Annotated in this window: 12 protein-coding genes; 4 read left to right on the top strand and 8 right to left on the bottom strand. The window is 65.9% G+C overall.

The genetic code is table 11. The features are described from left to right. Window positions 1–68: 68 nt before the first annotated feature. From sutA to glnK, 4 genes are all read right to left on the bottom strand, one after another. Window positions 69–395 (bottom strand): transcriptional regulator SutA, encoded by a 327-nt coding sequence (gene sutA, locus ACA097_RS13650; RefSeq protein ID WP_043256408.1) that lies wholly within the window; start codon window positions 393–395, stop codon window positions 69–71. 77 nt (window positions 396–472) lie between these two features. Then, a complete protein-coding gene (locus ACA097_RS13645; protein WP_371370399.1) occupies window positions 473–898 on the bottom strand; it encodes a secondary thiamine-phosphate synthase enzyme YjbQ in 426 nt (141 codons plus the stop codon). Between the two features lie 104 nt (window positions 899–1,002). Continuing rightward, window positions 1,003–2,337 (bottom strand): ammonium transporter, encoded by a 1,335-nt coding sequence (locus ACA097_RS13640; RefSeq protein ID WP_371370398.1) that lies wholly within the window; start codon window positions 2,335–2,337, stop codon window positions 1,003–1,005. A 41-nt stretch (window positions 2,338–2,378) separates the two neighbouring features. Beyond that, window positions 2,379–2,717 carry a P-II family nitrogen regulator gene (gene glnK, locus ACA097_RS13635; RefSeq protein WP_003457590.1) on the bottom strand — a complete coding sequence of 113 codons (339 nt, stop codon included), beginning with the start codon at window positions 2,715–2,717 and terminating at the stop codon, window positions 2,379–2,381. Window positions 2,718–3,141: 424 nt separating this feature from the next. Here glnK and ACA097_RS13630 point away from each other — a divergent pair, with 424 nt between their 5' ends. Together ACA097_RS13630 and ACA097_RS13625 are read left to right on the top strand one after the other, a co-directional pair. Beyond that, the gene (locus ACA097_RS13630; protein WP_043256412.1) at window positions 3,142–3,408 is read left to right on the top strand and encodes an accessory factor UbiK family protein; all 267 of its coding nucleotides are present in this window, start codon (window positions 3,142–3,144) and stop codon (window positions 3,406–3,408) included. A 34-nt stretch (window positions 3,409–3,442) separates the two neighbouring features. Further along, complete coding sequence (locus ACA097_RS13625) at window positions 3,443–4,930, top strand: YifB family Mg chelatase-like AAA ATPase (RefSeq protein ID WP_043256413.1); 1,488 nt, start codon at window positions 3,443–3,445, stop codon at window positions 4,928–4,930. On the opposite strand, the gene ACA097_RS13620 is transcribed toward ACA097_RS13625, so the two are convergent. Next, window positions 4,927–5,157 carry a DUF1127 domain-containing protein gene (locus ACA097_RS13620; protein WP_043256415.1) on the bottom strand — a complete coding sequence of 77 codons (231 nt, stop codon included), beginning with the start codon at window positions 5,155–5,157 and terminating at the stop codon, window positions 4,927–4,929. The genes ACA097_RS13625 and ACA097_RS13620 overlap by 4 nt on opposite strands. 174 nt (window positions 5,158–5,331) lie before the next feature. Here ACA097_RS13620 and ACA097_RS13615 point away from each other — a divergent pair, with 174 nt between their 5' ends. Further along, a complete protein-coding gene (locus ACA097_RS13615; RefSeq protein ID WP_160288763.1) occupies window positions 5,332–6,777 on the top strand; it encodes a PLP-dependent aminotransferase family protein in 1,446 nt (481 codons plus the stop codon). Between the two features lie 18 nt (window positions 6,778–6,795). Here the strand turns inward: ACA097_RS13615 and ACA097_RS13610 are convergent, their stop codons facing one another. Then, entirely contained in the window at window positions 6,796–7,857 is a 1,062-nt protein-coding gene (locus ACA097_RS13610) for a haloacid dehalogenase-like hydrolase (RefSeq protein WP_371370397.1), read from the bottom strand. A gap of 297 nt (window positions 7,858–8,154) precedes the next feature. Continuing rightward, window positions 8,155–9,075, bottom strand: a complete 921-nt coding sequence (locus tag ACA097_RS13605; protein WP_043257865.1) for a LysR substrate-binding domain-containing protein — start codon at window positions 9,073–9,075, stop codon at window positions 8,155–8,157. Between the two features lie 144 nt (window positions 9,076–9,219). On the opposite strand from ACA097_RS13605, the gene ACA097_RS13600 reads away from it, so the two are divergent. After that, window positions 9,220–10,617 carry a NorM family multidrug efflux MATE transporter gene (locus ACA097_RS13600; RefSeq protein WP_043256421.1) on the top strand — a complete coding sequence of 466 codons (1,398 nt, stop codon included), beginning with the start codon at window positions 9,220–9,222 and terminating at the stop codon, window positions 10,615–10,617. On the opposite strand, the gene ACA097_RS13595 is transcribed toward ACA097_RS13600, so the two are convergent. Beyond that, entirely contained in the window at window positions 10,589–12,268 is a 1,680-nt protein-coding gene (locus tag ACA097_RS13595; protein WP_043256423.1) for a bifunctional diguanylate cyclase/phosphodiesterase, read from the bottom strand. The two genes, ACA097_RS13600 and ACA097_RS13595, sit on opposite strands and share 29 nt — an antisense overlap. Window positions 12,269–12,474: the final 206 nt, after the last annotated feature.

The raw sequence follows: 12,474 nt of genomic DNA, 5'->3' as shown, positions 1-12,474 counted from the left end.
TTCTCGCAGCCAAGAAAAAGCCCGCCGCTCCCTGATCGGGAGGGCGGGCCTTTTCACGACGCAGCCCCTTAGATGGGACGGCTGCCGTATTTGCTATCCGGTTTCTTCGGCGGATCGGCGACCACGTTCGGCTCGATCTCCTGCACCTTGCCGCCGCGCGAGAGGAATTCCTCCATCGCTCTGGCCAGGGCATCGCGTTCCTTCTGTTTCGCCTCGACGGAGGGCAGCTCTTCTTCCTCTACAGCGGCCTTGGCTTTCTTGCCACCACCGCCGGAAGAGGCAGGCGCTTCGTCGGCTTCGCTCTCGGCGTCGCCGTCGTCAGCTGCAGCCAGCTCCTCGCCGTCATCCTCGTCGGCGCCGTCCAGCTCGTCTTGTTCCAGTTCTTCGTCGCTCATTGTTCTACCTCGTGGTGCTGCAAAGCAGGTTAGTTATAGCCCAGCCGCGCGCTTTGACGAACGCTGCCGGAAAAAATTCATACGGGCTCGCCCTGCAAGGTCGCCAGTACCTTGCGCGGCCCGCCGTGATCGCGGTGCTCGCCCAGGTAAACGCCTTGCCAGGTGCCCAGTGCCAGGCGCCCGTCGCGCACCGGCAGGGTCATCTGGCAGCCCAGCAGACTGGCCTTGAAGTGCGCAGGCAGATCGTCCGGCCCTTCGTAATTGTGTTCATAGTCGCTCTCTCCCTGCGGCGCCAGGCGATTGAAGAATCGCTCGAAATCCCGGCGTACCGAAGGGTCGGCATTCTCGTTCAGGGTCAACGACGCCGAGGTGTGCTGCAGCAACAGATGCAGCAGGCCTATCCGGCACTGCTTCAGCTGCGGCAGCTCCGCCAGCAACTCGTCGGTGACCAGATGAAAGCCACGCGGACGGGCGCGCAGGGTGATCGATGTCTGCTGCCACATGGCGGGCTCTCCGATTCGGCTGCCGATGCGCGCGCATTCTAGCGTGGCGCCAAAAAAAGCAAAGGGCGCCCAAAGGCGCCCTTGCTCGAACAGCAACGAGATGCTTACAGGTTGTAGCCGCGCTCGTTGTGCAGGGACAGGTCCAGACCCACGGTTTCTTCCTCTTCGTTGACGCGCAGACCGATGACCAGGTCCAGCACCTTGAGGATCACGAAGCTGATCACCGCGGTGTAGATGACGGTGAAAGCCACGCCCTTGAACTGGATGAACAGCTGGGCGCCGATGTCGGTGACGGTGCCGAAACCGCCCAGGGACGGAGCAGCGAACACGCCGGTCAGCAGGGCGCCGACGATACCGCCGACGGCATGCACGCCAAAGGCATCGAGGGAGTCGTCATAGCCAACTGCGCGCTTCAGGGTGGTAGCGGCGAAGAAGCAGATCACACCAGCGGCCAGACCGAGGATGATCGCGCCCATCGGGCCGCAGGTGCCGGCAGCCGGGGTGATGGCGACGAGGCCAGCGACCACGCCGGAGGCGATGCCCAGGGCGCTCGGCTTACCGTGGGTGATCCACTCGGCGAACATCCAGCCCAGGGCAGCGGCAGCGGTGGCGATCTGGGTCACCAGCATGGCCATGCCGGCGGTGCCGTTGGCGGCAGCCGCGGAACCGGCGTTGAAGCCGAACCAGCCCACCCACAGCAGGGCGGCGCCGATCAGGGTGTAACCCAGGTTGTGCGGAGCCATGGCGGCGGTCGGGTAGCCCTTACGCTTGCCCATTACCAGGCAGGCAACCAGGCCGGCCACACCGGCGTTGATGTGCACCACGGTGCCGCCAGCGAAGTCCAGCACGCCCCAGTCCCACAGCAGGCCACCGTCGCCGCTCCAGACCATGTGTGCGATCGGTGCGTAGACCAGGGTGAACCACAGGCCGGTGAAGATCAGCAGCGCGGAGAACTTCATGCGCTCGGCGAAGGCGCCGACGATCAGGGCCGGAGTGATGATCGCGAAGGTCATCTGGAACATCACGAAGACGCTTTCCGGGAACAGCGCGGCAGCGGAGGTCAGGCCGTTGCTGGTCAGGCCGCTGAGGAAGGCCTTGCCGAAGCTACCGACGAAGGAGTTGAAGTTGACTACGCCCTTCTCCATGCCGGTGGTGTCGAAGGCCATGCTGTAGCCATACAGTGCCCAGAGGATGCTCACCAGGGCGGTGATCGCGAAGCACTGCATCATGATCGAGAGGACGTTCTTGGCGCGAACCATGCCGCCATAGAACAGCGCCAGACCGGGAATGGTCATCATCAGCACCAGGGCGCTGGAAATCAGCATCCAGGCGGTGTCACCGCTGTTCAGAACCGGGGCCGGAGCATCGGCCGCCATGGCCAGTCCGGGCATTACTAGGGGCAATAGGGCGCCAAGCCCTGCGAACTTGCGCAGAGTCATTTTTGTTTCTCCTGGGGCGTGGGGTTCGGTTGGGCTTAGGCTTAGATCGCGTCGGTGCCGGTTTCGCCGGTACGGATGCGGATGGCCTGTTCCAGATTGACGACGAAGATCTTGCCGTCACCGATCTTGCCGGTGTTGGCAGCCTTGGTGATGGCCTCGATTACCCGGTCCAACTGGTCGTCGGCGATGGCCACATCGATCTTCACCTTGGGCAGGAAGTCGACAACGTACTCCGCGCCACGGTACAGCTCGGTGTGCCCTTTCTGCCGGCCGAAGCCCTTGACTTCGGTCACAGTAATGCCCTGCACGCCGATCTCGGACAGCGACTCGCGCACATCGTCCAACTTGAACGGCTTGATGATGGCTGTGACTAGCTTCATGAAACTCTCTCCCGTGTTTTGGTGGACTCGCCCCAGGAAAACGAACCCGGGCTCAAGTCTAAGCGCAGTGTCTGGCTTTGTAACGCGCCGGCCGCCCTACCTCAGCACTCCGACCATTGCAGCCGCTCCCCGCGAAGCGCTTCGTCAGCTCCGCCAGCTGCACCGGACCTGCATCGGTGCACGCCATGCAGGCACCGAAGCATGAATCTTGCCAGTTCGATGAAAAGCCCTTGTATTCAGGCCCTTAGCGAAAAACACGGGTTTCCGGGCAATGGCCGGGTGCCATGCATCGCACCAGAAGCGCGCAGCGATGGTGGTGCAGCTGCGCAAAAACTGTGCAACGACTCGATCCCGCGCCTCGCCGCAGGCCCGGCGAACGCCGTGGTAGACTGCCGGCCGACTCCATTTCCGGAACCCCGCTGCCATGCTGCCGCCCAAAGCCCTCCTCGACGCCCTCAGCCACCAGGCCAGCCGCCTCTTCGGCGGTGAATCGCCGCTGCCCCGCGCGGAGCTGGAGGCGCAGTTCAAGGTCCTGCTGCAGAGCGCCTTCGGCAAGCTCGACCTGGTCAGCCGCGACGAGTTCGACAGCCAGATGGTGGTGCTCGCCCGCACTCGCGCCCGCCTCGAGGCGCTGGAGGCGAAGGTCGCCGAGATGGAAGCCAAGCTCACCCCGCCCACCGAGGCCGAATAAGCCGCCGCAAGCGGTCTGCGATCAAGGAGCGATCATGTCCCTGGCCATCGTCCACAGCCGCGCGCAAGTCGGCGTCGAAGCCCCGGGAGTTACAGTGGAGGCGCACCTGGCCAACGGCCTGCCTTCGCTGACCCTGGTGGGCCTGCCGGAAACGGCGGTGAAGGAAAGCAAGGACCGCGTGCGCAGCGCCATCCTCAACTCGGGCTTCGATTTCCCCGCCCGCCGCATCACCCTGAACCTCGCTCCAGCCGACCTCCCAAAGGACGGCGGCCGCTTCGACCTGGCCATCGCCCTGGGCATTCTCGCGGCCAACGGCCAGTTGCCGGCAGCTTCGCTCGAACCCCTGGAATGCCTCGGTGAACTTGCGCTTTCAGGGACCGTGCGCCCCGTTCAGGGCGTGCTTCCGGCAGCCCTGGCAGCGCGTGCGGCAGGGCGCGCTCTGGTAGTACCGAAGGAAAATGCCGAAGAAGCCAGCCTGGCCAGCGGCCTGGTCGTCTACGCCGTAGGCCACCTGCTGGAACTCGCGGCGCACCTGAGCGGGCAAACGCCCCTGGCGCCCTACCAGGCCAATGGCCTGCTGCGTGAATCACCGCCCTACCCCGACCTCGCCGAAGTCCAGGGCCAGAGCGCCGCCAAGCGCGCGCTACTGGTAGCAGCGGCTGGAGCCCACAATCTGCTTTTGAGCGGCCCGCCCGGCACCGGCAAGACCCTGCTGGCCAGCCGCTTGCCCGGTTTGCTGCCGCCGTTGAACGAAGACGAAGCCCTGCGCGTGGCGGCCATCCATTCGGTATCCGGGCGCGGTCCGCTGACCCACTGGCCGCAACGCCCGTTCCGCCAGCCGCATCACACCGCATCCGCGGCCGCGCTGGTGGGTGGCGGGGGACGTCCGCAGCCTGGCGAAATCACGTTGGCGCATGAGGGCGTGCTTTTCCTCGATGAGCTTCCGGAGTTCGACCGCAAGGTCCTGGAAGTCCTGCGCGAGCCGTTGGAGAACGGCGAGATCGTCATCGCCCGAGCCAACGGGCGCGTGCGCTTTCCCGCGCGCTTCCAGTTGGTGGCGGCGATGAATCCCTGCCCCTGCGGCTACCTGGGCGATCCCAGCGGGCGCTGCCGCTGCACGCCGGAGCAGATCCAGCGCTACCGCGCCAAGCTTTCCGGCCCGCTGCTCGACCGCATCGACCTGCATCTCACCGTCAGCCGAGAAACCACGCGCCTGGCGCCCCAGGCGAGTGCCGAAAGCAGCGCCGACATCGCCGCGCGTGTTGCCGTGGCGCGCGAACGCCAGCTGCATCGCCAAGGTTGTCCGAACGCTTTCCTCGACCTGAAATCCATGCACCAAAATTGTGCACTGAGCGATCAAGACCAAGCATGGCTGGAAACTGCTGGCGAGCGGATGAACCTCTCCCTGCGCGCCCTCCACCGCATCCTCAAGGTCGCCCGGACCCTGGCGGACCTCGAAGGCGTCGCCGCCATCACCCGTCCGCACCTGGCCGAAGCCCTGCAGTACCGCGCTGGCCACTAGCAGCGCCAGAACGGCCGCAGCGCCTCGATGCGCGCCTGCTCGCGGCTGATGCCGATATCGCGCAATTGCTCGTCGCTCAGCTCAAGCAGCTGGCGACGGGTCCGCACCCGCCGCCAGAACTGCTGCCAGCGAGTTTCCTGCGGATAGCGCGGCGCCACCGCGCGCCCGTTGATATCCAGGAGTTCTTGTTGATACAGGGTCAGGCGTACATCGCTCATGCCGCTCATGTCGTCGTTCCTCCAGTGAGCCTGGAGAAATCCTGACCAATCCACGAATTTCATTACAGATTCAAACTCGCGCTATTCTCTCGATACAGATCCGCCGAATTGCCATCTGAATGGCCTTTTTCAGCACGATCTGTACTGGTCTTCCAGGAAAGCACCTGCGACGAGGAATCTGTAATGAAGCGCTACTCGCAACTGGCTCAGACCCTGGGTCAACGCATCGAGCAGGGGCTCTACCGTCCCGGCGACCGCCTGCCCTCGGTGCGCACTCTGAGCGAAGAGTACGGCGTCAGTATCAGCACGGTGCAGCAGGCCTATCGGGTCCTGGAAGACAGCGGCCTGGTCGAACCACGGCCGAAATCCGGCTACTTCGTCCCCGAGCGGCGCCATATCCCGGCGTTGCCGGCCATGACCCGGCCAGCGCAGCGCCCGGTGGAAATCTCGCAATGGGACCAGGTACTGGAGCAAGTGCGCAGCGCTCCCGGCGGCGAGCTTGTGCAACTCGGTCGCGGCACGCCAGACATTGCCAGCCCCTCGCTAAGACCGATGCAGCGCGCCATGGCCAACGCCGCACGCCGCACCGACCTGCGCAGCCTGGGCTACGAGGGCATCCAAGGGTCCCTGCCGCTACGCGAGCAGATTTCCCGCCTGATGCTGGACTCCGGTTGCCAGGTGCCACCGAGCGAGCTGGTGATCACTACAGGTTGCCAGGAAGCGCTGGCCGTGACCCTGCGCGCCATCTGCCAACCGGGCGATATCGTCGCCATCGACTCGCCGAGCTTCCACGGCGCCATGCAGGCGCTCAAGGCCCACGGGCTCAAGGCGCTGGAGATTCCCACCGACCCCGCCAACGGCGTCAGCCTGGAGGCCCTGGAACTGGCGATGGAACAGTGGCCGGTGAAACTGATCCTGCTCACGCCCAACTGCAACAACCCGCTGGGCTACATCATGCCCGACGCCCGCAAGCGCGCCCTGCTCAACCTGGCGCAGCGCTACGACGTGCCGATCCTCGAAGACGATGTGTATGGCGAGCTGGCGTATTGTTATCCGCGACCGCGCAGCATCAAGTCGTTCGACACCGACGACCGCGTGCTGCTGGCCAGTTCCTTCTCCAAGACGGTGGCGCCCGGCCTGCGTACCGGCTGGGTGGCGCCGGGGCGGTATCTGGATCGCATCCTGCACTTCAAGTACATCGCCAGCGGGACCTGTGCGCCGCAGCCGCAGATGGCCCTGGCCGAGTTCGTCGGCGGCGGGCACTACGAACCGCACATCCGCCGCATGCGCGCGCAGTACCAGCGCCATCGCGACCTGATGAGCGACTGGGTGTACCGCTACTTCCCCGAAGGCACCCGCGCCAGCCGGCCGCAGGGCGGCTTCATGCTCTGGGTCGAGCTCGACCCGCAGTTCGACAGCGTGCGCCTGAACCAGGTGCTACGCAGCCAGGGCGTACAGGTGGCGGCGGGCAACATCTTTTCCGCCTCGGGCAAGTACCGCAATTGCCTGCGCATGAACTACTCCAACCGCGATCTGGCGCGAATCGAAGAAGCGGTGCGCCGGGTCGGCGCGGCCGCCACTGTGCTGACTGCCGAGCTGACCCGACTGAGCGAAGGCGAGCCGGCCTGAGGCCGGCTCGCGGCGGGTTTACTGGATCTGTTCCGGGGTCACTATCACCCAGTTCTTGTCCGCGGTGACCGGCTGGCCGAGCTTGGCCTGGGCCTCGGCATTCTTCTTCATCATGCCGTTGAGCTGGTCCATGTACTTGGCCTTGCGGTTCACCCACAGGTGGAGGCCGTTCTCGGCGGTGCCGTTGAACAGCATGTAGCCATCGCTGCTCGGGGTATCGCCGGCGACCAGGATCGGCTTCTTGAACTGGTCGATGTAGGTGAGGATCGCCGCCTGCTTGCCGGCCATCCAGGTCGCCGGGGTCCACAGGTAGGGGGTGACGACCAGGCTCTCGTTGGCCTTCGGATCGTACTTGCCAGCGCTGATCTGCTTGCGAGCGGTGGTCAGTTCACCGGTCTTCGGGTCCTTCAGCAGGGTGGTCACGCCGATGACGTTCTGCGGCTTCACGTTGTAGCCGTACTTGGGATCGGCGGCGACCATGCGCACCAGCTCCTCGTGGGCGGCGGTCATCACGTAGACCTCGATGCCGTTCTCCATGAGCTTGTTGTACAGCTCGGCCTGGCCGGCGAAGACCTTCGGCGGCTGGATCTCGATGCTCTTCACCGCGTCACCGTCGAGGTAGGTGCTGGGGATCGGCTTGCCATAGGCCATCAGCTCGTCGACGTAGCCCTTCAGCTCCTTGAGCGAGAAGCCGGAGAACACCTGGGCGACCCAGGGGTAGCAGACCATGTCGTCGACTTCGCACAGCCGGTAGTAGTAGCTGTTCAGGCTTTCCTTCTGGCCGTTGACGTCCTTGAACGGCATCAGCTTGAGCGAAGGGTCGAGCTTCTCCCGGGTCAGCACGCCCTTCATTTCCAGGAACGGCAGCAGCGCCTCTTCCAGGTCGTAGCGGTAGCTGGTGTTGTCCATGTCGAAGACGGCGAAGGCGCCCTTGTTGGCGTTGGCCGCGATCAGGGCGTCGAGCTGCTTGGCGGCCGGCTCCGGCCAGTGCTTGAGTTCGGTGGCGGCGCTGGCGGTGCCGGCAAGGCCGGCAAGGCCGGCAAGGAGCAGGCTGGCGAGCAAGGTACGCATCGGCTTCATGGTTTTTCCCCGGATGGTCGTGTGGGTTGGGGAGGAACCGCTGCTCGGCCCCTCCCTGGACTAGTCCAGAGCTGACCCTAGCAAAGCCTCATTGCAGTTCGACGACGAGGGCGACGCCCAGCGTTGCGACAGCGCCAGAACGTGGTTGATAGCGACATTGCATGCCGGATAACGGCAAGTTCCCGCGAGATTCCGCCCTTTACCGTGTAGGAGCGGATCTTATCCGCGAAGTCCCTACACCCCGCTCCCCGCCAACATGAGCGCGCCATGCGGGCGCATCGCGAACAAAGTCCGCTCCTACGAGAGCATTTCCACCTCGGGCAGTTGCATGGTCCGCACTTCGGCGAGCAGGAAGTCGCGCAGCCGGCGCAGGCGCTCCTGCTGGCGCCGCGCCTTCGGCCAGACCAGGTAGTAGCACTCGCCACTGGCCACCGCGGTCGGCCAAGGCAGCGCCAGGCGGCCGAGGCCGGCATCCTCGGCAACCATCACCAGGTCACCGATGGACAGGCCATAACCGCGCGTCGCCGCGACTATGCCCAGCTCCAGGGTATCGAAGACCTGCCCGCCCTTGAGCGACACCTGCTCGCTCAGACCCATGCGCTGCAGCCAGCGGCGCCAGTCGCGGCGGTCCGGCGTCGGATGCAGCAATTCGGCCGCGGCCAGGCGCTCGACGTCCCAGGGGCCATCGTCGAGCAGCTGTGGCGCACCTACCGGGATCAACCATTCAGGGAACAGCAAAGCGCTCTCCCAGTCCTCCGGGAAATTGCCGTCGCCCAGCAGCACCGCACAGTCGAAGGGCTCGTGGGCGAAGTCGACGCGGTCGACGTCCATCCAGGCGCTGGTCAATTGCACCTCGACATCGTTGTTGCTCATGCGGAACGCGCTCAGGCGCGGCAGCAGCCAACGCATGGTCAGGGTCGAGGGGGCTTTCAAGCGCAGCACGTCCTCGTCGCTACGCAGGGCGGCGCAAGCGCGCTCCAGCGCATTGAAGCCGTCGCGCAGGCCGGGCAGCAGCAGGCGCGCCGGCTCGGTCAGGCGCAGCTGGCGGCCTTGCCGAACGAACAGCTGGCAGTCGAAATGCTCCTCCAGGGTGCGCACATGGCGGCTGACGGCGCTCTGGGTGATCGCCAGTTCCTGGGCTGCGCGGGTGAACGACGAATGCCGCGCGGCCGCCTCGAAGGCGCGCAGGGCGTAGAGCGGCGGCAGACGGCGATTCACGGCGAACACTCCATGCATGAGTTTGACTCATGCATTGCATCGCTTTTTTCCTTTTGTGGGAAGCCCTCCAGAGCCCACAGAATCAGCAGATCGAAACCAAGGCGCGCGCCTGAGCGAGCGTCTTCATTGAGCCAGACTCATTTCATGCCTACTGCCTACCAGACCGAACTGAAGGCCATCCTGCGCTTGGCCGGACCGCTGATCGCCGCGCAGCTGGCTTATGTCGCCATGCTTTTCATCGACACCCTGATGATGGGCAAGCTCGGCCCGCAGGCGCTGGCCGCGGGTGGCCTGGGCGCCTCTACCTATGCATTCGTGTCGACCGTGTGCAGCGGCGTGGTGGCCGCCACCGGCAACCTGGTGGCGATCCGACATGGCGCCCGGGACAAAGCCGGCGCCGCCCGTGCGGTCCAGGCCGGGCTCTGGGTCGGCGGCGGCCTGGCCTTGTTGGCCGGCACCCTGCTGTGGAACCTGGAGCCGGTGCTGCTGACTTTCGGCCAGGCGCCGGAAACAATGCAGGGCACCATGAGTTTTCTGCACAGCATCGTCTTTGCCCTGCCCGGCTACATGGCCTTCATGGTGCTGCGCGGCTTCACCAGCGCCATCGAGCGCACCGGCCCGGTGATGGCCATCAGCGTGCTCGGCGCCCTGGCCAACCTGTTGCTGAACAGCGCTTTCCTGCACGGCTGGTTCGGCCTGCCGCGCCTCGGCCTGGCCGGCATCGGCCTGGTCACGGCGATCGTCATGAACCTGCTGCCGCTGGCGCTCGCCCTCTACCTGCGCTGGCATCCGGCTTACGCCGGCTATTCCCTGCTGCGCGGGCTCGCCCGGCCGGACCGGCAAGGCATCGGCGACACGCTTCGCCTGGGCCTACCCATCGGCGGCACCTACGCAGTGGAGTCCGGCATGTTCGCCGTCGCCACCCTGTGCATGGGCGCGATCGGCGCCACGGCGCTGGCGGCGCACCAGATCGCCATCCAATCGGTGTACCTGGCGTTCATGGTCCCGGTGGGCATTTCCTACGCGGTGACCTTCCGTATCGGCCAGCACTTCGGCGCCGGACGCCTGCTCGAAGCGCGGCGCGCCGGGCGCGTGGGCATCGGTTTCGGCGCGCTGTGCATGTTCGCTTTTGCCGGATTGTTCTGGCTGGCGCCACGGCAAGTCATCGGGCTGTTCCTCGACCTCGATGCGCCGGGCAACCGCGAAGTGGTGCTGTTGGCGACGAGCCTGCTGGCGATTGCCGCCTGGTTCGAGCTGTTCGACGGCCTGCAGAGCATCGCCATGGGCGCCATCCGTGGGCTGAAGGATGCCCGCACCACTTTCCTGGTCGGGCTCGCCGGCTACTGGCTGGCCGGTGTGCCGCTGGCCTGGCTGCTGGCCTTCCCGGCCGGCTGGGGGCCGCAAGGCGTGTGGTGGGGATTGGCTGCGGGATTGGCCTGCACCGCGCTAGGGCTGTGCCTGGCTTTCGAATGGCGTACGGCGCGTCTGCTGCAACCGGCGCCGCTGCCGGGGCTCAGTTGCCCACCGGGTCCTGCTGCCTGAGCGCGCGACCGGCGCCGAACACCAGGAAGCGCGCCAGCTCGGCCAGCGGCAACGGCCGGCTGATCCAGTAGCCCTGCACCTGGTCGCAGCCGAACTGGCGCAGCTGCTGTTGCTGGTCGGCGCACTCGACGCCCTCGGCCACCACCTCCAGGTTGAGGTTGTGCGCCAGGTTGATCATCGCGCGCACCAGTTGGCGGTTCTCCGCGCGCTCGTGCATGCCGCCGACGAAGCTCTTGTCGATCTTCAGCAGGGTGATCGGCAGGCTGTTGAGGTGGACGAACGAGGAGAAGCCGGTGCCGAAGTCGTCCAGGGAGAAGCGCACGCCCAGCTGACCGAGCGCCTGCATGGTCTGAAGCACCTGGTCGCTGCGGCGCATCACGGCGGTCTCGGTGAGCTCGAACTCCAGCCAGCGCGCATCCACGCCGCGCTCTTGAATCAGTCGCTGCAGCGTTGGCAGCAGCTGACTGTCCTGGAACTGGCGGAACGACAGGTTGATCGCCATATGCAGCGGCGGCAGGCCACGCCCGAGCAGCCACTGCATGTCGCGCAAGGCGCGCGAGATCACCCAGTAGCCGAGCGGCACGATCAGCCCGCTTTCCTCGGCCAGCGGCACGAAGTCGCCCGGCGTAAGCAGGCCACGCTGCGGATGGCGCCAGCGCACCAGGGCTTCCAGGCCGACGATGCTTCCGCTCGCCAGGTCCAGACGTGGTTGGTAGTGCAGTTCGAGCTCGTCGCGGCGCAGTGCCCGGCGCAGTTCGCTTTCGAGGTCGGCGAGGCTGCGCGCCCCCCGATTTATGCGCTCGTCGAACAGGTGGAAGGTACAGCCCTGGCGAATCTTCGCCTGCTGCATGGCGATGTGCGCATGCCACATCAGGGTGTCGGCGCTGTCGCCAGAACGCGCATGGGCGACGCCCAGGCTGCAACCCAGCAGCAGGCTCTCGCCTTCGACCCAGTAGGGTTCGCCGAGCACTTCGACGATCCGTTCGGCGAGGCGCTCTACGCGAGCGGGATCGCGGCGGGTATCCAGCAGCAGGGCGAATTCGTCGCTGCCCAGGCGCGCCAGGCTGTCGCCGTGCTCCAGCTGCCCTTTCAGGCGCGCCACGACCTGCAGGATCAGGCGATCACCGCCCTGGTGGCCGAGGGCATCGTTGACGTGGCGGAAGTTGTCCAGATCGAGGTGGCCGAGCGCCAGGCCACGCCCCTGGAACTCGGCCAGGCGCGCGGCGAGAAGGGTCTGGAAGCCCTGGCGGTTGGCGATGCCGGTCAGCGGGTCCTGTTCGGCCAGGCGCTGCAGGGTGAACTGCAGGTTCGAGCGCTCACGGGCGTAGCGCAGCGCACGGCGCAGCACTTCGCCGTTGAGGGTCTCGGGCACCAGCCAGTCGGCGACGCCGGCCGGCGCTGTGGCAGGCTCGCGCTCCAGCAGGACGATCATCGGCAGGCCGCACTGGCCGCTGGAGGGCAGCTTGTCCGGGGTGGCCAGCAGCAGGCCGACCTGGTCCTCGTCGAACAGGCTGCAGGCGGATTCCCAGGACGGCGCGGTAATCAACGAATAGGCAGCCCCCAGCGCGCCGAGATGCTCGCGCAGCAATTGGACCCACTGCGGCGCTTCCGCCAGCAGGAGCAGGCGCGTTGGTTCCACCGACGCAGCCAAGCGACCCCCATCCATCGAAAAGGAACGATTCCCGAGCGCCATTCCGTGCGCCGGTCGCCCCGGTTGTGAACACCGCCGCTGCTGGCTGTAAGCCAGATCCTATGCGGGATTCGGAGAAACTCTTCAGAGTTTTCTTCAAGTAATGCCGGTACAAGCCTAATACAAGAGTGAATTTATCCAAAACAGCGAAGCTCGACAGCGTCACA

Origin of the sequence: Pseudomonas sp. QL9 (assembly GCF_041409665.1) — a bacterium.
In the GTDB taxonomy this organism is placed as follows: domain Bacteria; phylum Pseudomonadota; class Gammaproteobacteria; order Pseudomonadales; family Pseudomonadaceae; genus Pseudomonas; species Pseudomonas knackmussii.
Note: the sequence above shows the minus strand (reverse complement) of the source record. Positions and strands in the feature narration are given on the sequence as shown.